The organism is Faecalibacterium intestinale (assembly GCF_040096575.1).
GTDB lineage: Bacteria > Bacillota > Clostridia > Oscillospirales > Ruminococcaceae > Faecalibacterium > Faecalibacterium intestinale.
Genome location: NZ_JBBMEN010000010.1, coordinates 1 through 22,024, shown reverse-complemented (window position 1 = coordinate 22,024; position 22,024 = coordinate 1). Strand labels below are relative to the sequence as shown.

Genomic DNA, 22,024 nt, shown 5'->3' with positions numbered 1-22,024 from the left:
TTTCCATGTACGAAGCCTTACTCAAAGCCACACCGGAATATCAGAAGGTCGCCGCAAGCTTTGGCTCGGCAGGGCCGGCGGCGCTGTTCGGCTTGCCGCCCGCAGGCAGGGCGCTGCTGTATGCCGCCCTGCAAAAGGACCTTGGGCGGGTGCTGTGCATCGTGACCCCCGGCGAGGCCGAAGCCACCCACTTTGCGGACGACCTCAAGGCGCTGGGGCTTACTGCTGCAGTGTTCCCGCCCCGGGACTTTATGCTGCGCCCGGTGGAGGGTGCAGGCCGCGAGTACGAGTACCGCCGCCTTTCGGTGCTGGGTGCACTGGCAGGCGGGCGGCTGCAGGCCGTCTGCGTGCCCGCCGAAGCCCTTTTGCAGTACACCGTGCCCCGGGCTGAGTTCATCCAGAACACCCTCACCTTAAAGCCCGGCATGGTGTATAACCGCGAAGCGCTGGTGGCGCGGCTGTTTGCCGCCGGGTATGTGCGGCGCAGTCAGGTGGACGGCCCGGGGCAGTTCAGCGTGCGCGGCGATATCGTGGATATCTACGCGCCGGATATGCGCCAGCCTGCCCGCGTGGAATACTGGGACGACGAGATCGACTCCATGTCCTCCTTTGACCTGCTGACCCAGCGGCGGGACGGCGCACTGGAAAAAATCTACCTCTCCCCTGCCCGCGAGGTGCTGTTCGGCAGCACCGCCGAGACTGCAGAAGCGCTGCGCAGCGCCATCAAAAAGGCGCGCGGCAAGCACCGCACCGCGCTGGAAAAGGCCACCGAAGCCGACCTTTCCCAGCTGGATTCCGGCATGATGCCGGAGGCCATGGATAAATATTACGGCATCCGCTACCCCGCCCCGGCCACGCTGCTGGATCATCTGGACGCGCCGCTGTTCATTCTGGATGAAGTTGGCGGCATCCGGGATGCCCAGAAAGCCACCGAGTTCCGCCGCAGCGAGGAGCTGACCGGACTGCTGGAAGAGGGCGTGCTCTGCCCCGGGCTGGACGTGCTGTACCAGACCATGGACGATCTTGTCATTGCCGCCCAGAACCACAGCACCCTGCTGTGCGAGAACTTTCTGCGCGGGATGAACGAGTTCAAACTGAAGGATCTCATCAACGCCGAAGCCTTTGCCGCCCCCAACTGGAACGGCGACCTTGCCTCCCTGCGGGAGGATCTCGACCCGCTCATCGCTCAAGGCTACGCCGTTACCCTGTTTGCCGGTACGCCCAAGGGCACAGCTGCCCTGACCCGCGACCTTGCCGACAAGGGCTATTCCGTGAGCATGAGCCGGGATGTGCGCCCCGCCAAGGGCATTTTGCAGGTGCTGCCCGGACACCTGACCGCCGGGTGTACCTTCCCCTTTGCCCACGCAGCGGTGCTTTCCAGCCGCCGCCACGGGCTGGACGAGGAAGCCGCCGCAGAAGCCAAAAAGCGCAAGAAGAATAAAAACGCCCTGTCCAGCCTTTCGGATATCAAGCCCGGGGACTATGTGGTGCACCAGAGCCACGGCATCGGGATGTACGCCGGTATCCAGCGGTTAGAGGTACAGGGCGCTACCAAGGACTACCTCAAGGTGCAGTATTCCGGCTCGGATGTGCTGTATGTGCCGGTGACCCAGCTGGATCTGCTCAGCCGCTACACCGCCCCCGGTGACGAGGAAAAGGTAAAGCTGGCAAAGCTGGGCGGCACCGAGTGGCAGCGCACCCGCGCCAAGGTGAAAAAGGCCACCGAGGAGATGGCGCAGGAGCTGATCGAGCTTTACGCCCGCCGCCGTCAGGCCACGGGCTACGCCTTCCCGCCGGACGGCGACTGGCAGCGGGACTTTGAGACCCGCTTTGACTACGACGAGACCGACGACCAGCTGCACGCCACCGCCGAGATCAAGCAGGACATGGAAAAGGGCTACCCCATGGATCGGCTGCTCTGCGGCGATGTGGGCGTGGGCAAGACCGAGGTGGCGCTGCGCGCCGCCTTCAAGTGCATCATGGGCGGCAAGCAATGCGCCCTGCTGGCACCCACCACCCTGCTGGCGTGGCAGCACTACAACACCCTGCTCTCCCGCATGGAGGCTTTCCCGGTGAAGATCGGGATGCTGTCCCGCTTCCGCACCGCAAAGCAGCAAAAGGAGACGTTGCGCGGCTTACAGGCCGGCAGCGTGGATATCGTGGTGGGCACCCACCGGCTGCTGTCCAAGGACGTGAAGTTCCACGACCTTGGCCTTGTCATCATCGACGAGGAACAGCGCTTTGGCGTAAAGCACAAGGAAAAGCTGAAGGAGAACTTCATCGGGGTGGATATGCTCACCCTGTCGGCCACCCCCATCCCCCGCACATTGAACATGGCAATGAGCGGCATCCGGGATCTTTCCACCATCGAGCAGCCGCCCATCGAGCGGCAGCCGGTGGAGACTTTTGTGCTGGAATATAACGATGTCATCCTTGCCGAAGCCATGAAGAAAGAACTTGCCCGGGGCGGGCAGGTGTACTACCTGCACAACCGGGTGGACAACATTGAATCCTGCGCCGCCCATGTCAGCCAGATGGTGCCGGGTGCGCGGGTAGGCATTGCCCACGGCAAGATGACCGAAGAAGAGCTGAACCCCGTGTGGCAGCACCTGCTGAACGGCGAGATCGACATTCTGGTCTGCACCACCCTCATCGAGACCGGCATTGATGTGCGCAACTGCAACACCCTCATCATTGAGGATGCCGACCGCATGGGTCTGGCACAGCTGTACCAGATCCGTGGGCGGGTGGGACGCTCCGGCCGCAAAGCCTACGCCTACTTCACCTTCCGCCGGGACAAGACCCTGACCGATATCGCCCAGAAGCGGCTTTCCGCCATCCGGGAGTTCACCGCTTTCGGCTCCGGCTTCCGCATCGCCATGCGGGATCTGCAGATCCGCGGCGCGGGCAGTCTGCTGGGGCACAGCCAGCACGGCCACATGGAAGCCGTGGGCTACGACCTCTACGTTAAAATGCTGGGGCAGGCCATTGCCCGGGCGCGGGGCGAGCCCGTCCAGCGGGACAAGAGCGATTGTCTTGTGGACCTGCGGGTGGACGCCTTTATCCCGGAAAAGTATATCCCGGACGGCGCGGGGCGCATCGAAGCTTACAAGCGCATTGCCGCCATCCAGACCCCGGAGGACGCCGCCGATGTGCTGGACGAGCTCATTGACCGCTACGGTGACCCGCCGCCCTCGGTGAGCGATCTGGTCAACGTCTCCCTCGTCCGCGTGCAGGCCGCCGCCGTGGGCGTGTACGAGGTGACCCAGAAGAAGGACACCCTCGTGCTGAACCTGGAAACGCTGGAACTTGCCATGATCCGCGGCCTGCTGCAGGCTTTCAATGGCCGTGTCACCGCCGGAGCGGGCAGCAAACCCTATCTCTCGGTGGTATTGCAGCCGGACGAAAAGCCGCTGGAACTGCTGCAAAGCATCCTGAAAGCCATGGATGCCATTTTGAACAACAAGGAGCCAAACCAATGAAAAAGAAACTGCTTGCGCTGGTATGCGCACTTGCACTGACCGTCAGCCTTGTAGGCTGTGTATTCTCCACCCCGGACACCGTGGGCAAGATCGGCGATTTTGAGGTGACCAGCGGCTTATATCTGCTGGCGCAGTACGATGCCTATCAGCAGGCTGCACAGCTGGCAGGCTCTGAGCAGGACGCCAGCAAGGTAAAGTCCTTCCTTAAGGCCACCATCACCACCGATGCCGACACCGGCGAGACCGCCGTGGTAAGCGACTATGTGGCGCAAAAGACGCTGGAGACCCTGCAGACCCTTGCCGCTGTGGATGCCCGCTTTACCGAGCTGGGCGGCGAGCTGACCGAGGAGCAGAAGTCCGCCGCCGACAGCTACGCCCAGCAGCTGATGGACAACTACGGCGACACCTACACCGCCAACGGCATCGGACTGGAGACTTTGAAGCTGTTCCAGCAGCTGCAGTACAAGCACACCCTGCTGCTGGATCTTGTCTACGGTAAAAACGGCGAGACCCCTGTGGAGGACGGCGAGCTGACCGAGCATCTGGACAGCACCATGTACGAGATCGGCTTTATCACCGTGCCGCTGTACAACACCAGCACCTTCGCCTTTGCCAGCGATGACCAGAAGGCCGAGATGCTCTCCCTTGCCCAGAAAGCTGCGGACAGCTACAACGCCAGCGCCCCGGAGGACACTTCCAGCCAGCTGACCACCTTTAACAGCATCGCAAGCAGCGCACTGACCGGGATCTGTGCTGTGCTGGATGCAGAGGTTCCCTCCACCAGCACCCTGCAGACCGACCTGCTGAGCGAAAGCGACCTGACCGATGCCTTTACACAGGAGGGTGCCGCCGATACCCTGCGCGGCCTTGCCTACGGGCAGGCAGCCGCCATCCAGTACACCGGCTATGCCATGATGCTGGCCGTCCGTCTGGACCCGCTGGGCGTCTCCACGCTGGACGCTCTGCGCAGCCAGATTTTGAGCGACCTGAAGGGCGAGGAGCTGGACGACGCCCTTGCCGCCTACGGTGCTCAGATGGCGAGCAGCCTGAGCAGCTCTGCCATGAGCAAGCTGCCCGCCGCCAAGATCGTGAACGACACCAGCGCCAACAGCGCCAACAGCTAATGGCTTTGTAAAAACAACACGCCCGGGTTTTCCACACCCTTCCTGCGGAAGGTGGAAAACCCGGGCGTTGTTTTTATTTTATTACTTTTGCAAACTCTGCGGCAAGGGCGGCGTTCACCGAGCGGACGGCGTTAGCGTCCGGCTTGATGGCGGTGCGGTCGTAGGTGAACAGCCCGTTCACCTCGTCCTCCACGTCGGTCAGCTGGGTGTATACCAGCGCTGAAAGCCCTTTTTGCAGCTGCGGCAGCACCGTGCCCAGCTGCATTTTTTTGTAGCGGGCGGTCAGCTCCTCCCTGCTTTTGGCTGTGCCGTAGCCGTAGGTCTTTCGGGGCGGCTCGTGCCCCGGCATAGGCCATGCAATGCCGCCGTACTCGCTCAGCGCCACGGTGCGCGTCTGCGGGCGCACCCGCAAAGGGTAGAAGTAGTTGTGCAGGGAGTATACATCCCCGCCGCCCTGATCGTACCAGCCGCTGGCTTCGTCCACAAGGCGGGTGTCGTCCAGTGTACGGATTGCCTGCACTGCCCCGGCGGCATCGTACTGTCCCCACCCCTCATTGAAGGGCACCCAGCAGCCCACGCAGGGATGGCAGCGCAGCGCCTGTACCGTATCTTCCAGCTCCCGGCGGTATTCTTCCCGGCTGCTTTCGCTGCCCCGACTCAGCAGTCCCCACAGCGCCGCCTTGTCCGGCAGGCGGCGCATAAGCGGCTGCAAAACATTGGTCAGGTAGGTGACGAACCACAGGTTATACTTGCTGCCGCCGTTGACCATATCCTGCCAGACTACAAGCCCCAGCCTGTCGCAGTGGTAGTACCAGCGCTGCGGCTCGATCTTTGCGTGCTTGCGCAGCAGGTTGTAGCCCAGCGCCTTTACCTCGCTCAGCTCCCGCTCCACCGCCGCATCCGAGGGCGGGGTGTACAGCCCCTCCGGCCAGTAGCCCTGATCCAGCAGGCCATTGAGCAGGATGGGCTTATCGTTCAGGCAAAAGCGCAGCACGCCCCTTGCGTCCGGTGCGCAGCTCCACTTGCGCAGGGCAAAGTAGCTGTGCACAGTGTCGAACTGCTCTTCCTCTCCCTGTGTAGTGCCCACGGTCAGGTCGTACAAAAAGGGTGTGTCCGGGCTCCATGGGAAGAAATACTCGTCCGCGATATGCAGCGTCACCGTGCCGTCTTGGTCGGCCTCATCGCTGCCCCAGTCCTCGGCAATGGTCACACCCCCGGCGCGCACCACCGCCCACAGGTTCACCGCGCCGCCGGGTGCAGAGGTATGGGCTTTCACGGTCACGGTGCGGGCATCGTAGTCCGGCGTAACGGTGAGAGATTGAATGTAGTTTTCCGGCACACGCTCCAGCCAGACCGTCTGCCAGATGCCGCTCTGCGCGGGGTAGAACATCCCGCCGGGCTGCAAGGTCTGCTTACCCCGCGCCTGTGTGCCGTGGCCGGTGGGGTCCTGCACCGCCACCCACAGGCTGTTGCGGCCGGTGCCGTTAAGCTGCGCGGTGATATCCAGCGTAAAGGGCCAGTAGCCGCCCCGGTGACCGCCCACCAGATGGCCGTTCACCTGCACGGCACAGGCGTAGTCCACTGCACCGAAATGCAGCAGCACCCGTCCGCCCGTCCCGGCGGGCGGCGCAAAGTACCGGTGATAGTGCAGCCACTGCCCAGGCTGCAATATGCGCCCCACCCCGGAGGCGCGGCACTCCGGCGCGTAGGGCACTAAGATCTCACCGTCCCAGCCCGCCGGGCGCTGTGCCGAAGCGGTGATGGCGTACTGCCACGGGCCGTTCAGGTTCTCGTAGCTGTCCCGGCGCATGGCGGGGCGGGGATATTCCGTCAAAGGATGCATACACTCACCAGCCTTTTCTACTCGTTTGCTCCATTCTAACACAGCCCGGGGCGTTTGTATACCATTTTCACGGGAGATAAAAAGAGCCGCCGCACGGCGGCATGGCTGTGCGGCGGCTTTATGCGAAGGTGGGAAATTGTTTAGTTCTCGGCCAGATTACCGGTATAAAGCTGGTAATACTTGCCCTTTTTGGCGATCAGCTCGTCGTGGCTGCCGCGCTCGATGATGCGGCCCTGCTCCAGCACCACGATGCAGTCTGCATTGCGGACGGTGGACAGGCGGTGCGCGATGACAAAGCTGGTGCGGCCGTACATCAGGCCGTCCATGCCGCGCTGCACCAGCGCCTCGGTGCGGGTATCAATGGAGGAGGTCGCCTCGTCCAAAATCAGCACCGGCGGGTCTGCCACGGCTGCGCGGGCAATGGCCAGCAGCTGGCGCTGTCCCTGCGAGAGGTTGGCGCCATCGCCGGTCAGCATAGTGTTGTAGCCCTCCGGCAGGCGCTTGATAAAGCCGTCGGCGTTGGCAAGGCGGGCGGCGGCGATGCACTCCTCATCGGTGGCCTCCAGCCGTCCGTAGCGGATGTTCTCCATCACCGTGCCGGTAAACAGGTGGGTGTCCTGCAGCACGATGCCCAGCGAGCGGCGCAGGTCGGCTTTTTTGATCTTATGGATGTTGATGCCGTCGTAGCGGATCTTGCCCTCCTGAATATCGTAGAAACGGTTGATCAGGTTGGTGATGGTGGTCTTGCCTGCACCGGTAGAGCCGACAAAGGCGATCTTCTGCCCCGGACGGCCATACAGGTTGATGTCATGCAGCACCGTTTTTTCCGGCACATAGCCAAAGTCCACGTCCGTAAAGGTGATATCACCCGCCAGCTTGTGGTAGGTGGTAGTGCCGTCGTGGTGGGGGTGCTTCCACGCCCAGATGCCGGTGCGCTCGTTCGTCTCCACCAGCTGGTCGTTGCGGTCGTACTTGGCGTTCACCAGCGTCACATAGCCCTCGTCGGTCTCGCTGGGCTCGTCCATCATCTTGAAGATGCGCTCGGCACCAGCCAGTGCCATGATGACGCTGTTGGCCTGCATGGACACCTGACTGATGGGCATATTGAAGCCCTTGTTCAGGCTGAGGAAGGCCACCACGGTACCAAGGGTCATGCTGCCAACGCCGCCCACAGCCATGGCTGCACCGACCAGTGCGCAGATAGCATAGCTGATGTTGCCCAACTGGGCATTGACCGGCATCATGATGTTGGAGAAGGCGTTGGCCTGCTTGGCGCTTTCCTTCAGCTGGTCGTTCAGCTCACGGAAGCCGGCAAGGGTCTGCTGCTCGTGGGTGAACACCTTGACCACCTTCTGGCCTTCCATCATCTCCTCGATGTAGCCGTTCACCTTGCCCAGATCCCGCTGCTGCTGGATGAAGTACTTGGAAGAGCTTTTTGCGATCTGCTTGGAGCAGAACAGCATCAGCGCCACCATGAGCATGGTAACGATGGTCAGCTGCCAGCTGAGCATACACATACTGAAGAACACCGACACGATGGTGATGACGCTGGACACCAGCTGCGGGATGCTCTGGCTGAGCATCTGGCGCAGGGTATCCACATCGTTGGTGTACACGGACATGATATCGCCGTGGGGATGGGTGTCAAAATACCGGATGGGCAGGCTTTCCATGTGGGTGAACAGCTTGGTGCGCAGATTGCGCAGCGTGCCCTGCGTTACGTTGACCATGATGCGGGCGTTGGCCCATGCGGCCAGAATGCCCACAAGGTAGATGCAGCACATCCGCACCAGTGCACCGGCCAGCGGTGCAAAGCTGGGGTCCTGCTGGCGGGTCATGGGCACGATGTAATCGTCCATCAAAGTCTGCAAGAACAGGCTGGCCTGCACATTGGCCAGCGCGCTGACCACGATGCAGATCAGCACAAGGATGCAGTGGGGCAGATAGTTGCGGAACACCTCATCCATGATGCGCTTCAGCAGCTTGCCCGGGTTTTCCACCTTGGGGCGCGGCCCCCGTGCGCCCCGCGGGCCGGGGCCATGTACTTCTTTTACTGCCATTACTGCGCACCTCCCTGCTTGTCAAAATCGCCGCCGCCCTGCGTCTGGCTGTTGTAGACCTCCTGATAGATGGCGTTGGTCGCCAGCAGCTCCGCATGGGTGCCCAGACCGTTGATCTGGCCGTTATCCAGCACCAGAATGCGGTCTGCATCCTGCACCGAGGAAATGCGCTGCGCAATGATGATCTTGGTCGTGCCGGGGATCTCTTCCCGGAAGGCCTTGCGGATCTTGGCATCGGTCGCGGTGTCCACGGCGCTGGTGGAGTCATCAAGGATCAGCACTTTGGGCTTGCGCAGCAGGGCGCGGGCAATGGTCAGGCGCTGCTTCTGGCCGCCGGACACGTTGGAGCCGCCCTGCTCGATCCATGTATTGTACTTATCCGGGAAGCGCTGGATGAATTCATCCGCGCAGGCCAGCTTTGCCATGCGGATGCACTCTTCCTCGGTGGCGTTGGCATCGCCCCAGCGGAGGTTATCCAGAATGGTGCCGCTGAACAGCACGTTCTTCTGCAGCACCATGGAGACCTCGCGGCGCAGCACGTCAAGGTTATAATCCCGCACGTCCACGCCGCCCACCCGCACGGTGCCGCTCTCGGCATCGTACAGACGGGGGATCAGCTGCACCAGACTGGATTTTGCACTGCCGGTGCCGCCGATGATGCCCAGTGTCTCGCCGGGCTGGATGGTAAAGCTGATATCGTTCAGCACCGGCTGGCCGCTGCCGTGCTTATACTTGAAGGTAACGTGGTCGAACTGGATGCTGCCGTCTGCCACCTGCTGCACCGGCTGCTTTGCCGGGGGCAGGTCGGTGTGCTCGTCCAGCACCTCCACGATACGCTTGGCAGAGGCGGCGGACATGGCGATCATGACAAAGGCCATGCTCAGCATCATCAGTGCCATGAGGATGTTCATGATATAGCCGAACAGGGCATTCAGCTGGCCGGTGGTAATGGCACCGTGCAGCACATACTTTGCGCCGAACCAGCTCAGCGCGATGTTGCAGCCGTACACTGCCACCAGCATGGCGGGGTTATTGAAGCTCAGGCGGCTTTCGGCGTTGACGAACTGCTTGTACAGGCTCTCGCAGGCGGCGGTGTATTTTTCGTTCTCGAAGCCCTCGCGCACAAAGCTTTTGACCACGCGGATGGCAGAGACATTCTCCTGCACCGAGGCGTTGAGGTTATCGTAGTTCTTGAATACCCGGTCAAAGATGCGGAAGGTGGGGATCATGATGGCAGCCAGCACCGCCACCAGAAAGGCCACTGCCACCACGAACACCAGCGACAGCGGGCCGCCGATGAACACAGCCATGAACATTGCAAACACCAGATGCACCGGGGCGCGCACGCACATCCGCAAAATCATCTGGAAGGCGTTCTGCACGTTGGTCACGTCGGTGGTCATGCGGGTGACAAGACCTGCCGTGGAGAATTTGTCGATGTTGGAAAAAGAGTAATGCTGGATATTTTCATACATGGCATCGCGCAGATTTCCGGCAAAGCCGGTGGATGCCTCGGCGGCGTATTTGCCCGCCAGCACGCCCAGCACCAGCGCAATGGCTGCCACCAGAAAGGTAAGCAGGCCATAGCGGATGATGGCGTTCATATCGCCCTTTTCAATGCCCTGGTCGATGATAAAGGCCATGATGGTGGGCAGCAGCACATCCATAACGGCTTCCAGCGCAGCAAAGAGCGGTGTCTTGATCGAGGCGGCTTTATACTCGCCCAGATGCGACACAAGCTTTTTGATCATCTGAGTTTCCTCCTGTTGAATTCATTTGTTTGTTACAAAACAATTTTATACAAAACAATTTAAATGTCAAGCCGTTTCGTAAAATGTTCATAATTACTAATTTAACAAGTCCTTTTTCGGCGCTTTGACGGAAAAGGCGGTTATTTCAACGCTTCCCGCAGCTTGTTCAGCAGCCGCAGCAGCTCTGCGTTCTCCTCCTCGGTCAGCAGTCCGGCCACATAATCGTCGGTCTGGTGGAAGGAAAGCAGGGTCTTTTCGTGCCGTTGGATGCCCTCCTCGGTCAAAACCAGCTGTTTGAGCCGGGCGTCCTGCGGCACGCTCTGCCGCCGGATGTAGCCCTTGCGCTCCATCAGCTGCAAAATGTTCGTCACGGTGGAGCGGGTGATGGAAAATTCCCGCTCGATGTCCCGCTGGAACACCGGCTCGTCCCGGTGGCGGTAGAGATACTCGATGATCCACCCGTGCATGGGGGTGGTCTGCTCTACCCCGTTGGCGCGGGAAAACTGGTTCAGCCTGCGGAAGATCAGGTTATCCACCCGGCGCAGCTGGGCGGGAATGACCTGCGGCCCATCCCACGGCGGGTCCAGCTTGCAGTGCTCTTCAATAGGGTGCTGTGTACACATAATGTTTTTCCTCTGTTCAAGTTGTTCGATGTGAAACTGTTTGATACAGTACATATTTTAACCGTGCCCGCACCGATTGTCAAGAGGACAGCGCAAGGTTTTGGGGCAGGCAGGCTGCACCGAAACGAAAAACCGCCGAAGGTTTCCCTTCGGCGGTCTTTCGTATGATAGGAGGATCAAAAATGATCTTTGCTAAGTCTTAGTTCAGGATGGTCAGCTCGGTCTCGATGTCGAACAGGTGCACCTTATGGGGATCGAATGCAACGCGGACGGTGTCTCCGTTGCGAGCCTTGGAGGTGGGAGCAACGCGGGCGGTCATCTTGTTGCCCTTGTACTCCAGATACAGGTAGATCTCAGCGCCCATCATTTCGGAAACATCGACCTGAGCATCCAGCTGGCAGTCGGTGTGCTTTGCCATAAACTCGGGCTCGTCGTCGATATCCTCGGGACGGATGCCCATCTTGATCTTCTTGCCAACGTAGGAATCCAGCTTGCCGTCGGTGGTCTTCTCCTTGGGCAGGGGGATCACGTCGCCGCCCAGATCAACACCGTACAGATCGCCCTTCTTGATCAGGGTGCCGTCCAGGAAGTTCATCTGGGGGCTGCCGATGAAGCCTGCAACGAACATATTGCAGGGCATATCGTACAGGTTCTGCGGGGTATCGACCTGCTGGATGATGCCGTCCTTCATGACAACGATACGGTCGCCCATGGTCATAGCCTCGGTCTGGTCGTGGGTAACGTAGATGAAGGTGGTAGCCAGCTTCTTGTGCAGCTTGATGATCTCGGTGCGCATGGAGGTACGCAGCTTAGCATCCAGGTTGGACAGGGGCTCGTCCAGCAGGAAGACTGCCGGGTTACGAACCATTGCACGACCCAGAGCAACACGCTGACGCTGACCACCGGACAGAGCCTTGGGCTTGCGGTCCAGCAGGTGCTCGATCTCCAGGATCTTAGCAGCCTCGTGCACGCGCTTGTCGATCTCGTCCTTCGGGGTCTTGCGCAGCTCCAGACCGAAAGCGATGTTCTTGTAAACGGTCATGTGGGGGTACAGAGCGTAGCTCTGGAACACCATGGCGATATCACGATCCTTCGGGGGAACGTCGTTGATCAGACGGCCGCCGATGTACATCTCGCCCTTGGAGATCTCCTCCAGACCGGCGATCATACGCAGGGTGGTGGACTTGCCGCAGCCAGAGGGGCCGACGAAGATGATGAACTCCTTATCCTGGATCTCCAGGTTGAAGTCGGTAACAGACGGGGCAGTTGCGCCCGGATAGATCTTGTAGATGTGCTGGCAGCTAATGGAAGCCATAATCGTTATCCTCCGTAAAATATTTGATGTTTCACGCCCTTGACGGCGTGTTGTTTCGTTGGTACTATAATAGCAGATAATTTTGTGATATAAAATAGCATTTTATTGATTAGAGGTGTCAGATATTGCTGTTTGACTGGAACACCATCGCCGCACCGGCTGCACTGCTGGATGTGCAGCTTTCCGCGCCCCGCACCCTGACCGGCGAGGGGCTGTGGGTCTGCCTTGTTTCCAGCGGCAGATGCACAGCTTCCCTGCCCGGGGCATCGGCCACGCCCGCCGGTGCTGTGCTGGTGCTGCCGCCGCAGTCCGCTGCGGCGGGACACCTGATTTTGAGCCGCGCCCCGCTCACCCTGACCCCGGAGGACAGCTGCCACCTGTTGTGCGTCCAGCTGACCGGGCAGGCCAGCACGCAGTTTTTGAACGGCCTGCGGGAGCTGCCCTACCTTGCCAAAGGCGAGACCTGCCCTGCCGCTGCCGAGCTGATGGGGCGGCTTGCCGAGGAAAAGCCCACCCACAGCCGTGCCCGCAGCCAGCTGGTCTTTGCCCTGCTGTGCGAGCTGGCGGATGCCGACAGCGCCGCACCCACCCTGCCGCCGCTGGTGCAGGCCGCTATTGAGGATATCCGCGCCAACTATGCCGGGCTGTACGGCGTGGAGGAGCTTAGCGAGCGGCTGGGCGTCTCCAAAAGCCATCTGGTGCGCACCTTTACCGCCGCCGTAGGCGTGCCGCCGGGCAAGTACCTGACCACCGTGCGCATCGAAGCCGCGCAGCGTCTGCTGCTGCACCGGGAGTACACATTGGACGTAGTGGCCAGCCTGTGCGGCTTTTCCGGGGCCAACTACCTGTGCCGGGTATTCAAAAAAGAAACCGGCCAGTCCCCTGCACAATGGCGGGCACTGACCGGTCGCGCCGCACAGGCCGGGCTTACACCCGAGGAGACCATGCGGGAACAGGAGATGTATATTTAAGCTTTTCCGCTCTCTTTTCTGCGCAGCAAAAACAGGGTCAGCAGCGCGGTGAGCAGCTCCGAAGCCGGGAAGGCCGCCCATACACCCGGCATCCCGAACACCGCGCTGAGCACCAGCGAACAGGCCACGATGGCCACCATGCCCCGGCAGATGGAGGTGATGGAAGCCTCCGCCGGGCGGTTCACGGCGCTCAGATAGCCCGCCGCCATGATGTTGAAGCCCGCAAAGAAGTAGCCCACAAAGTACATCCGCATCCCGGTGTGGGCGTACTGCGCCATCTGCACCGAGTTCTCGCTGTTGAACCAGCTTACAAAGGTATCGGTCAGGCCGAACACCGCAGCGTACAGCACCGCCGCCAGCACCAGCACAGTGCCGCTGCCCAGCAGCAGCAGCTTCCGCGCCCCGGCGTGGTCGTTCTGACCGTAGCAGCGGCTCACCAGCGGCTGTGCGCCCTGCGCCACGCCGTTGAAGATGGCGGTAGCCACCAGCGCAAAGTTTGCCACCACGCCGTAGGCTGCTACGCCCACGTTACCCGCCAGCCCCAGCAGCAGAAAGTTGAACACCGTGGTGGTCACGCCGGAGGAAAGCTCGCCCACAAAGCCGGAGATGCCCAGCTGACAGCTCTGCCCCAGCAGCCTTGCCGAGGGCAGCTGCCGCACGAATTGCAGGGTGTTCTCCTTTTTAAAGAAGTGGCGGCTGCAAATGGCGATGCTGATGATAGGCGACACCGCCGTTGCCAGCGCCGCACCGGCCAGCCCCAGCCCTAGGGGGAACATGAAGATATAGTCGAACACCACATTGAACAGACTGCCGCTCAACGTCGCCACCATGGCAAGGGAGGGGTCGCCGTCGTTGCGGACAAAGACCGACACGATGTAGTTGCACATAAAAAACGGGGTGAACAGCAGAAAAATGCGGGCGTAGGGGATGCCCAGTGCCACGATGCCTGCATCACCGCCCATGAACCGCAGCAGCGCCCCGGGCACAAAGGCACCCGCCAGCATCCACGGGATGGACGCCAGTACGGCGCACAGGATGGCGTTGGAGAAATACCGCTGTCCCCGGGCATCGTTCTGTGCCTTGGCAATGGCGTAGCGGGTCGCCGAGCCCAGCGCGATCATGGAGCCAATGGCAAAAATAAAGTTATAAATGGGCAGGCAGAGGTTGAGCAGGGTAACGCCGTCTGTACCGGCGGCCTGTGCAATAAAATAGGTGTCGGCCAGAATATAGCACGAGGTTCCCAGCAGACCAAAAATATTCTGCGAGACATATTTAAAGAACTGTTTTGTCAGATCCATACACTTTTTCCTTTTCCTGTTGTTGCATACGTCTGGAAATTGTAGCATATCTGCTGCTGCAAGTCAACCGCAAAACCCGCCCATTACCGTATAAAAGAAGCAGTTGCGCACAGCGCCCTGCGGGTGTATACTGTACACTGCCGCACCCTGCGGCACACCTGAATGCAGAAAGGAAGAAGCCCTATGTCCGACAGGATCTTATTTTCCATCGGCGAAGCGCTGATCGATATGATCCCCTCCCGGGTGGGGTGCAGCTTTGACGAAGTCCCCGCCTTCAGCCCCCGGGTGGGCGGCGCTCCGGCCAATGTCTGTGCCGCCGTTGCCCGGCTGGGCGGGCGCAGTGCGCTGCTGAGCCAGCTGGGCGACGACCCCTTCGGTCACAAGATCGCCCGGGCGCTGGCTGGATGCGGCGTGGAGCTTTCCCATCTGGAATTTACCAGCAAAGCCAGCACCGCGCTGGCCTTCGTCAGCTTAGCGGAAAACGGCGAGCGCACTTTCAGCTTCTGCCGCAAGCCCTCCGCAGACCTGCTGTACGCCCCGGAGCAGATCGATCCGGGCTGGTTTTCGCAGGCCTTTGCCCTGCATTTTTGCAGCGTCTCGCTGGTGGACAGCCCCATGCGCTACGCCCATCTGGCCGCCATCACTGCCGCGCGGGAGGCGGGAGCCATCCTCAGCTTTGACCCCAATCTCCGCTTCCCTCTCTGGCCGGACCGGGAGCAGCTGCGCCAGACCGTGTGGCAGTTTCTCCCCCTGACCCATATCCTGAAGCTTTCGGACGAGGAGCTGCCCTTCCTCACCGGCACGGAGGATATTGAAGCCGCGCTGCCCCGGCTGTTTACCGGGGATGTGCAGCTGGTACTGTACACCTGCGGCAGCAAGGGTGCCCGCGCCTATACCCGCACCGCCAGCGCCCATGCCCGCAGCCCCAAGGTGGTGGCGGTGGACACCACCGGCGCGGGAGACGGCTTTATCGGCTCGTTTTTGTGGCAGCTGCAGCGGGACGGCGTGACCGCCGCCGAGCTGCCAAAGCTTTCCCGCAAGCGCCTGACCGAGTATCTGATTTTTTCCAACCGCTTCTGCGCTATCAGCGTGCAGCACCACGGTGCCATCGACAGCTACCCCACCTTGGAACAGATGGAAACGGAATTTCCCCTGCCCTGAGGACGATTCATCATAGAAATCAATTTTTGCAGCTCGACCCGGAGCAAAAGCCTTCACCCCTTGGGGGGAAGGTGGCTGCGAACGCAGTGAGCAGACGGATGAGGGGTAATTTCTCGCAAGCAGCAGCTTGCCCGCGCCCTCATCAGTCACCTGCGGTGACAGCTTCCCCCGACCGTGGGAAGCCTTCATTCGGAAAACTAATGTCCGCGCAAATTTACAGCGCATTCTGTATTTTTTAATATTTATATGCTATATTGTATAAAAAATCCGCTCTTTCACCGCCCAAAAGGAGGAACCCATGCCCTTTGAGTTTGCTTTTCTGGACTGGCTGTACCAGTTCCGCAGCCCGGTAATGAACGCGATCTCCATCTTTTTTGATTACGCCGGTGCCCACGGCGAGATCTGGATCGCGTTCACCCTGCTGCTTTTGCTCTTCCGGCGCACCCGCAAAGCGGGCTTTGCCATGGCGGTGGCGCTGGTGCTGTACATGGCGGCGGGGCACTTCTTCCTCAAGCCGCTGTTTGCCCGCCCCCGCCCCTGCGATCTCAACACCTCCATCACCATGCTGGTGGCGCGTCCGCATGGGCACTCCTTCCCCTCCGGGCACACCGCTTCCGGGGTGGCGGCAGCCTATGCGCTCTGGCTGCAAAACCGAAAGCTGGGTGCACCCGCGCTGGTGCTGGCAGCCTTTATCGCCTTTACCCGGCTGTACCTCTATGTGCACTTCCCCACCGATATCCTCGGCGGCGCAGTGCTGGGCATCGCGCTGGGCGCTGCGGCTTCCGCAATCGCAAACTATGTGGCGAATCACAAAGAGAAACAACGAATTGTATAAAGTTCTGCATACCTTTTATTGCAGCGATTTTTTAGCAAGCTCGCCCTCTCAGTCAAATCCTATGGATTTGCCAGCTCTCCCAAAGGGAGAGCCTTTGGCAGTCCACATAAGCTTCATCTCTTTGCCAAGGCCTCTCCCTTTGGGAGAGGTGTCACCGTAGGTGACGGAGAGGGCGAGGATGCTACCCTATGCGACTTCCAGCATCTATAAAAAATTCTTTTGAATTCTAGCCAAAGAAAAAAGGTCGCTGCACAAATACGTGCAGCGACCTTTTTGTTCTATCATTCCTCCGCCGGGAGCTGCACTTTCCGGTTCTGTGCCGGATCCCAGCACACCAGTTCCAGCCGACTGCCCGCAGGCAGGGCGGTGTCCGGCTTTGCCGTCTGCCAGCAGCGCTTGAGCACCGCAGCAGCTCCGTCATCCTCTGCGCCGGGCAGCTCGGTGCACAGCACCGTGCCCTGCCAGCCGTTCTCTGTGTACAGACTCAGTGCGCCCGCTTTGCCGTCCAGAATGGCGGTGATGTCCTGCTGCAGCTGCGCGTAGCCCTCGGCGGTAGCGGCGTACTCGCCATGCCACTTTTCAAAAAACACCGAGAACTCCCCGCACAGCTCAATCAGCAGATCCTCTGTGCCGGAGGGGCTTTGCACCACCAGCGCAAGGTCCTGCTCCTCCATGTAATCAAAGTCCGGGTCGTCCCATGTGTGCACGGTGACCTGCTGCCGGCTGAGCAGCATCAGCAGTTCCCCCCGCTTTTCAGCAGTATCAAAATCGCCCTGCGGGCTGTTCCAGTCTGTGTTCATCGGTGTTCCTCCGTTTATCCGTTGTTCGGGCAGAATTTCAAGCTGTCTGCTCGCTGCCATCTGCGGGCTTTGCCGCTGCGGCGCGGGCCTTCTGTTCCTTTTTAGCACAGTAGAGCGCGCGGTCGGCGCGGTCCTTCACTGCGACCACGTCCTCCCCGGAAAAGACGGCAGAGCCAAGGGAGACCGTTGGCAAAATGGCAAGCGTCTTGCGCCGTTCTGCCAGCAGAGCTTGCAGCGTTGCTGCGCAGCAGGCTTCGCTTGCTTCGTCCTTCAGCAGCACGCAGAATTCATCGCCGCCAATGCGGTAGCAGTATCCGCAGCGGGCGTAGGCTTTTTTGATGCAGTCTGCGATCTCGGCAAGGCAGACGTCCCCCTGTAAATGGCCGTAGCGGTCGTTGATCTGCTTGAAGTCATCCACATCGAACACCACCAGCACCCCGCCGCTGCGGCGCATCTCGATGGTGCGGTTCAGGTAGCTGTTCTGGTTCAAAAGTCCGGTCAGCGCGTCCAGTTGGTTCCACATCTCGCTGCAATAGATATAATACAGCACCGACAGCAACGTGACGCACAGCCATGTGACGTGCAGCTTCGGCAGCGCGATCTGGATCACAGTCTCCGCGCCCAGAAAAAGGATCAGCGGGTAGATCAGCGTGCGGCTGCGGTTCTGAAAGACCGCCGCCGTACGCACCGTAGCCACCATAAGGTACAGCATGGAGACATAATACATAACGACATAAATATAGAAGTACTCACCCCGGGCGTAGAGGTTCTCCCTGCTCACCGAGAACACCGGCCCATAGGGCAGCGTTGCCGCCAGAAAAAGCAGATACACACCCTCGCAGCAGACCGCTGCCTTGAACCCGCGCCGGATGACGGATTTTTTGTCCAGCACATATACAAGGCACAGCGCCACCGCCGGTGTCAGCCCGAAGCCCAGATAGTTGGACAAAATATTCAGCCAGCGGTAGCCCGGCGGTGTGCTGTCTACCACAATGATGATGACCTCCAGCACCGAGATCGCCGCGATCAGCGCAAAGGCCAGAAAGAACCCGCGCTTCTGCTTTTTATTCAAAGATTCGCTCAGCTTTGTAAGAAGGCACATAAAGCCAAGCACAAAAAGATCAATGGTCGTTAAAATAAAGAAATAGCCATCCATTACAAATTATCTCGCTCTGTGAACTGACACCCCTGTCCGGGTACATACAATATTAGTATATCACTCCGCAAAACTTTTCTCAACCGGGAACCGCTCATTTTCATTCAACTAGCAATTCAACTTTTTAATGCAACAGCGTTGCATTGCATATCGCAAATATGCTGTTTGAATGACACACCATTTTTTTGACTCGCGATAAAAAAGCTTCAACGTCTCCCGGACGGCTTTTTGCCGTGGATATCCAGTTTGGACAATGCACATACCGTCTCGATATGCTCCGTATGCGGGAACATATCCACCGGGGTAAAGCCCTCGGCCTTATAGCCCAGCTTTGTCAGGGTGGCAAGGTCGCGGGCAAGGGTGACGGGGTTGCAGCTGACATAAACCACACGCTTGGGTGCCATACGCGCCACGCTGGCAAGGAATTCCGGGGTAGAGCCCTCGCGCGGGGGGTCCATAAAGATCACGTCTGCCTTCTCCCCTGCTGCGGCGGCTTCACTGATCCAGCGGGTGGCGTCGGCAGCAAAGAAACGGGCGTTCTTTACGCCGTTGTGCTTTGCGTTGCCAATGGCATCCTGCACGGCGTCCCGGTTCAGCTCCACGCCCACCACCTGCTTTGCATGGTCGGCGGCGGTCAGTCCGATGGTGCCGATGCCGCAGTAGGCGTCCAGCACCACCTCTTTGCCGGTCAGTTTTGCGGCTTCCACAGCAAGGCCGTACAATACGGCGGTCTGCGCCGGGTTCACCTGATAAAAGCTGCGCGGGCTGATGGCGTAGGTCTTGCCGCAAAGGGTGTCCAGAATGAACCCCTTGCCGTACAGCACCTTTTCCGCTTCGCCCAGCACCACGCTGGTCTTGCGGCTGTTCACGTTCTGCACCACGGTGGTCACGGTCACGCCGCGCTGCGCAGTTTCCGCCAGCAGCGCTTTGACAAAGTTCTTTGCGCCCGGCAGCACCGGCTGCGCCGTCACCAGCACCACCATCACCTGCCCGGTGGCTACGCCCCGCCGCAGCAGGCAGTGGCGCACAAGTCCGGTGCCCTTGTCCTCGTCGTAGGGCTGGTAGCGGCAGGCGTTGGCGGCAGCACGCACTGCCTGCATGGTCTTGTCCAGCACTTCGTCCTGCAGCAGGCAGCTTTCCACCGGCAGCACCTTATGGCTGTTTGCCGCGTAGATACCGGAGGTCAGCTTTCCGCCCCAGCCGGGGGCAAAGGTGGAGATCACCTTATTGCGGTAGTGGTAGGGCTGCTCCATGCCCCGGATGGGGTGCACCGGGCCGTATTTGCCCAAAAGAGCCCGCACTTTTTCTTCCTTCTGTTTCAGCTGCGCGGCATAGTCCAGCCCCAGCAGGGGGCAGCCGCCGCAGTTTTTGGCACGCAGTTTGCAATCCATGGCAGTTTCTTCCTTTATATAATAGATACTCTCTTTTCAGGATATCACAGGGCGGGGTGGATTGCAACCGCAAGCCGGGGTGATTTTTGCAGTTTTCATTTTTACCGCCGGGGCTTTACTTTCCCGCGCTGATTTGCCATAATAGGGACAGAAAACGACCGTTTACGGGAGGGCTACAAAATGAAGATCATGGTTTTTGATGTAGGCGGCACCGAGATCAAATACTCGGTCATGGACGAGCAGATGCACCGCACGGACAGCGGCGCGGTGCCCACGCCGCAGGATACGCAGGCGCAATTTCTGGATGCAGTCTACCGGCTGTATGCGCCCCACAAAGATGAAGTGACCGGCATTGCCATGGCGCTGCCGGGCTTTGTGGATAACCGCACCGGCTATGTGTCCAACGGCGGGGCGCTGCTGTACAATACCGCTACCCCGGTGGGGCAGCTGCTGGCGGAAAAGTGCGGCTGCCCTGTCATCCTGGAAAACGACGGCAAGGCCGCCGCCATGGCAGAGCTGGCAAACGGCGCGCTGAAGGACTGCTGCAACGCGGCGGTGTTCATCATCGGCACCGGCGTGGGCGGCGGCATCATTGCCAACGGGCAGCTGGTGCGCGGGGTGCACTTTACCGCCGGGGAGTACAGCTTTGTCAATACCAACGCCGAAGCGTGGGACGCCCCGGACCAGAACATGGCCTGCCAGTGCAGCACCAGCAATCTGCTTAAATGGTACCGTGCCCGCAAGGCGCTGCCGGAGGATGCCCCGCTGGACGGACGCAGCTTTTTTGCTGCCGCCAACGCCGGGGAGCCGGAAGCCTTAGAGGTGCTGCGGCGGTTCTGCCACGCGGTGGCGGTGCAGATCTACAACCTGACCGTTCTGCTGGATGTGGAAAAGGTGGCCATCGGCGGCGGCATCAGCAAGCAGCCCCTGCTGCTGGAAAGCCTGCGCAGCGCCTACAATGGACTGTACGCCTCCCGGGCGGGACAGGCTTACATGGAGGGTTTGCCCCGCTGCCAGATCGTGCCCTGCGCCTTTTCCAGTGAGGCCAATCAGGTAGGCGTCGCCGCCGCATATTTTGAAGCCATGCAGAAAAAACGTTGATTTTCAGCCGGTTTCATGGTACTATATCTGCCGTGCGCTCTGCACACAAAGCACGAAACAAGGAGATCTTGAACCATGAACACTCTGCATAAATTTGCTGCCCTGACCCTCAGTGCTGTGCTGTCCGTCTGCCTGCTGGCAGGCTGCGGCGCTTCTGCGTCCTCCACTGCTTCCAGCGCTGTCTCCGATGCCGCTTCCTCCGTGGCTTCTTCTGTGGCCGTTTCTGAGGTTGCTTCTTCCGCTGCCGCCGAGACACAGGCCACGGTGGAGTTCACCGTTACCGCTGCGGACGGCAGCGTATCCAGCGTTCTGCTGAACGTGACCGACGGCGAAAAGCTGAGCACCGCACTGGCCAAGGCCGGTATCATCAGTCAGGAAGAAGCCGATGCCGGCTTTGTGACCACCGTGAACGGCGAGACCGCCGACTATAATAAAGATCAGGCTTGGTGGTGCCTGACCGATGCTGCCGGTGAGATGACCACGGTGGGCGTGGCAGACATCGAACTCCACGATGGTGACAGCTATGCCTTTACCTACACCAAGGGCTAAAAAGCCGGTGGCGCTGCACACTCGGGTGCTGCGGCTGGTGCTCAGCGGCCTGATGGGTGCGCTGCTGGTGGTGAGCAAGCAGGCCATGAGCGGTCTGCCCAATCTGGAGCCGGTAAGCCTGCTCATCATCCTGTTTGCGCTGGAACTGCCCCGGGAGACGCCCGGCGCTATCACGGTATTTATCCTGCTGCAGGGCGTGCTGTACGGCTTTGGCCTGTGGTGGGTGATGTACCTGTATGTGTGGTATCTGCTGGCGCTGCTGGCATGGCTGCTGCGCCGCATGGACTACGCCTTTTTCTGGGCGGTGCTCAGCGGGCTGTACGGCCTGTGCTTCGGCGGGCTGTGCGCGGCGGTATATCTGTTTGCCAAAACGCCCGCCTTTGCCCTGAGCTGGTGGCTCAGCGGGCTGAGCTACGATGCACTGCACGGCATTGGCAATTTTGTGCTGATGCTGCTGCTCTACCGTCCGCTGCGCCGTGCGCTGCAAATGGCAAAAAGGCAGCTGCGGGTATAAGATTTTCTTTATAAAAATGCAGAGCCGGGCCCGCCGCGGGGGGGGCGGGG

The 22,024-nt window shown here is 60.3% G+C and carries 17 protein-coding genes; 8 read left to right on the top strand and 9 right to left on the bottom strand.

The window, feature by feature from the left end; all coding sequences use genetic code 11:
• The first annotated feature begins 5 nt into the window (after positions 1–5).
• Complete coding sequence (mfd, locus tag WMO20_RS08510; protein WP_349186471.1) at positions 6–3,482, top strand: transcription-repair coupling factor; 3,477 nt, start codon at positions 6–8, stop codon at positions 3,480–3,482.
• Positions 3,479–4,606, top strand: a complete 1,128-nt coding sequence (locus WMO20_RS08505; RefSeq protein WP_349186470.1) for a foldase — start codon at positions 3,479–3,481, stop codon at positions 4,604–4,606. The genes mfd and WMO20_RS08505 overlap by 4 nt, the downstream gene beginning before the upstream one ends.
• 73 nt (positions 4,607–4,679) lie before the next feature.
• Here WMO20_RS08505 and WMO20_RS08500 read toward each other — a convergent pair whose 3' ends face one another.
• From WMO20_RS08500 to WMO20_RS08480, 5 genes are all read right to left on the bottom strand, one after another.
• Entirely contained in the window at positions 4,680–6,449 is a 1,770-nt protein-coding gene (locus tag WMO20_RS08500) for a glycoside hydrolase family 2 protein (protein ID WP_349186469.1), read from the bottom strand.
• Between the two features lie 140 nt (positions 6,450–6,589).
• A complete protein-coding gene (locus WMO20_RS08495; RefSeq protein ID WP_349186468.1) occupies positions 6,590–8,509 on the bottom strand; it encodes an ABC transporter ATP-binding protein in 1,920 nt (639 codons plus the stop codon).
• Entirely contained in the window at positions 8,509–10,260 is a 1,752-nt protein-coding gene (locus WMO20_RS08490; RefSeq protein WP_349186467.1) for an ABC transporter ATP-binding protein, read from the bottom strand. The genes WMO20_RS08495 and WMO20_RS08490 overlap by 1 nt, the downstream gene beginning before the upstream one ends.
• Before the next feature lie 140 nt (positions 10,261–10,400).
• Positions 10,401–10,883 carry a MarR family winged helix-turn-helix transcriptional regulator gene (locus tag WMO20_RS08485; protein ID WP_118657852.1) on the bottom strand — a complete coding sequence of 161 codons (483 nt, stop codon included), beginning with the start codon at positions 10,881–10,883 and terminating at the stop codon, positions 10,401–10,403.
• Between the two features lie 199 nt (positions 10,884–11,082).
• On the bottom strand, positions 11,083–12,198 hold the full coding sequence (locus WMO20_RS08480; RefSeq protein WP_217296558.1) for an ABC transporter ATP-binding protein: 1,116 nt from the start codon (positions 12,196–12,198) through the stop codon (positions 11,083–11,085).
• A gap of 125 nt (positions 12,199–12,323) precedes the next feature.
• On the opposite strand from WMO20_RS08480, the gene WMO20_RS08475 reads away from it, so the two are divergent.
• Positions 12,324–13,169, top strand: coding sequence for a helix-turn-helix domain-containing protein (locus WMO20_RS08475; protein WP_349186466.1), 846 nt, complete (start codon positions 12,324–12,326; stop codon positions 13,167–13,169).
• Here the strand turns inward: WMO20_RS08475 and WMO20_RS08470 are convergent.
• Complete coding sequence (locus WMO20_RS08470) at positions 13,166–14,467, bottom strand: MATE family efflux transporter (RefSeq protein ID WP_349186465.1); 1,302 nt, start codon at positions 14,465–14,467, stop codon at positions 13,166–13,168. The genes WMO20_RS08475 and WMO20_RS08470 overlap by 4 nt on opposite strands.
• A 183-nt stretch (positions 14,468–14,650) precedes the next feature.
• Here WMO20_RS08470 and WMO20_RS08465 point away from each other — a divergent pair, with 183 nt between their 5' ends.
• Both WMO20_RS08465 and WMO20_RS08460 read left to right on the top strand, forming a co-directional pair.
• Positions 14,651–15,628: a carbohydrate kinase family protein gene (locus tag WMO20_RS08465; protein WP_349186464.1), complete on the top strand. Its 978-nt coding sequence runs from the start codon at positions 14,651–14,653 to the stop codon at positions 15,626–15,628.
• A 298-nt stretch (positions 15,629–15,926) separates the two neighbouring features.
• A complete protein-coding gene (locus WMO20_RS08460) occupies positions 15,927–16,463 on the top strand; it encodes a phosphatase PAP2 family protein (protein ID WP_349186463.1) in 537 nt (178 codons plus the stop codon).
• A gap of 281 nt (positions 16,464–16,744) precedes the next feature.
• Here WMO20_RS08460 and WMO20_RS08455 read toward each other — a convergent pair whose 3' ends face one another.
• From WMO20_RS08455 to rlmD, 3 genes are all read right to left on the bottom strand, one after another.
• On the bottom strand, positions 16,745–17,263 hold the full coding sequence (locus tag WMO20_RS08455; protein ID WP_349186462.1) for a hypothetical protein: 519 nt from the start codon (positions 17,261–17,263) through the stop codon (positions 16,745–16,747).
• A gap of 37 nt (positions 17,264–17,300) precedes the next feature.
• A complete protein-coding gene (locus WMO20_RS08450; RefSeq protein ID WP_349186461.1) occupies positions 17,301–18,419 on the bottom strand; it encodes a GGDEF domain-containing protein in 1,119 nt (372 codons plus the stop codon).
• A gap of 206 nt (positions 18,420–18,625) precedes the next feature.
• Positions 18,626–19,810 carry a 23S rRNA (uracil(1939)-C(5))-methyltransferase RlmD gene (gene rlmD / locus WMO20_RS08445; protein WP_349186460.1) on the bottom strand — a complete coding sequence of 395 codons (1,185 nt, stop codon included), beginning with the start codon at positions 19,808–19,810 and terminating at the stop codon, positions 18,626–18,628.
• Positions 19,811–19,990: 180 nt separating this feature from the next.
• On the opposite strand from rlmD, the gene WMO20_RS08440 reads away from it, so the two are divergent.
• The 3 genes from WMO20_RS08440 to WMO20_RS08430 all read left to right on the top strand — a co-directional run bounded on the left by WMO20_RS08440 (position 19,991) and on the right by WMO20_RS08430 (position 21,974).
• Positions 19,991–20,911, top strand: coding sequence for an ROK family protein (locus tag WMO20_RS08440; protein ID WP_349186459.1), 921 nt, complete (start codon positions 19,991–19,993; stop codon positions 20,909–20,911).
• A 75-nt stretch (positions 20,912–20,986) separates the two neighbouring features.
• Entirely contained in the window at positions 20,987–21,460 is a 474-nt protein-coding gene (locus WMO20_RS08435; RefSeq protein ID WP_349186458.1) for a DUF4430 domain-containing protein, read from the top strand.
• On the top strand, positions 21,435–21,974 hold the full coding sequence (locus WMO20_RS08430; protein WP_349186457.1) for a hypothetical protein: 540 nt from the start codon (positions 21,435–21,437) through the stop codon (positions 21,972–21,974). The genes WMO20_RS08435 and WMO20_RS08430 overlap by 26 nt, the downstream gene beginning before the upstream one ends.
• The last annotated feature ends 50 nt before the right edge of the window (positions 21,975–22,024 follow it).

What these genes read in the sequence shown, in the direction of transcription:
- WMO20_RS08485 (WP_118657852.1), bottom strand. Translation starts at nt 10,883, where the DNA reads ATGTGTACACAGCACCCTATTGAAGAGCACTGCAAGCTGGACCCGCCG.
- WMO20_RS08465 (WP_349186464.1), top strand. Translation starts at nt 14,651, where the DNA reads ATGTCCGACAGGATCTTATTTTCCATCGGCGAAGCGCTGATCGATATG.
- WMO20_RS08490 (WP_349186467.1), bottom strand. Translation starts at nt 10,260, where the DNA reads ATGATCAAAAAGCTTGTGTCGCATCTGGGCGAGTATAAAGCCGCCTCG.
- WMO20_RS08455 (WP_349186462.1), bottom strand. Translation starts at nt 17,263, where the DNA reads ATGAACACAGACTGGAACAGCCCGCAGGGCGATTTTGATACTGCTGAA.
- WMO20_RS08450 (WP_349186461.1), bottom strand. Translation starts at nt 18,419, where the DNA reads ATGGATGGCTATTTCTTTATTTTAACGACCATTGATCTTTTTGTGCTT.
- WMO20_RS08505 (WP_349186470.1), top strand. Translation starts at nt 3,479, where the DNA reads ATGAAAAAGAAACTGCTTGCGCTGGTATGCGCACTTGCACTGACCGTC.
- WMO20_RS08430 (WP_349186457.1), top strand. Translation starts at nt 21,435, where the DNA reads ATGCCTTTACCTACACCAAGGGCTAAAAAGCCGGTGGCGCTGCACACT.
- WMO20_RS08460 (WP_349186463.1), top strand. Translation starts at nt 15,927, where the DNA reads ATGCCCTTTGAGTTTGCTTTTCTGGACTGGCTGTACCAGTTCCGCAGC.
- WMO20_RS08500 (WP_349186469.1), bottom strand. Translation starts at nt 6,449, where the DNA reads ATGCATCCTTTGACGGAATATCCCCGCCCCGCCATGCGCCGGGACAGC.
- WMO20_RS08440 (WP_349186459.1), top strand. Translation starts at nt 19,991, where the DNA reads ATGAAGATCATGGTTTTTGATGTAGGCGGCACCGAGATCAAATACTCG.
- mfd (WP_349186471.1), top strand. Translation starts at nt 6, where the DNA reads ATGTACGAAGCCTTACTCAAAGCCACACCGGAATATCAGAAGGTCGCC.
- WMO20_RS08495 (WP_349186468.1), bottom strand. Translation starts at nt 8,509, where the DNA reads ATGGCAGTAAAAGAAGTACATGGCCCCGGCCCGCGGGGCGCACGGGGG.
- WMO20_RS08470 (WP_349186465.1), bottom strand. Translation starts at nt 14,467, where the DNA reads ATGGATCTGACAAAACAGTTCTTTAAATATGTCTCGCAGAATATTTTT.
- rlmD (WP_349186460.1), bottom strand. Translation starts at nt 19,810, where the DNA reads ATGGATTGCAAACTGCGTGCCAAAAACTGCGGCGGCTGCCCCCTGCTG.
- WMO20_RS08435 (WP_349186458.1), top strand. Translation starts at nt 20,987, where the DNA reads ATGAACACTCTGCATAAATTTGCTGCCCTGACCCTCAGTGCTGTGCTG.
- WMO20_RS08480 (WP_217296558.1), bottom strand. Translation starts at nt 12,198, where the DNA reads ATGGCTTCCATTAGCTGCCAGCACATCTACAAGATCTATCCGGGCGCA.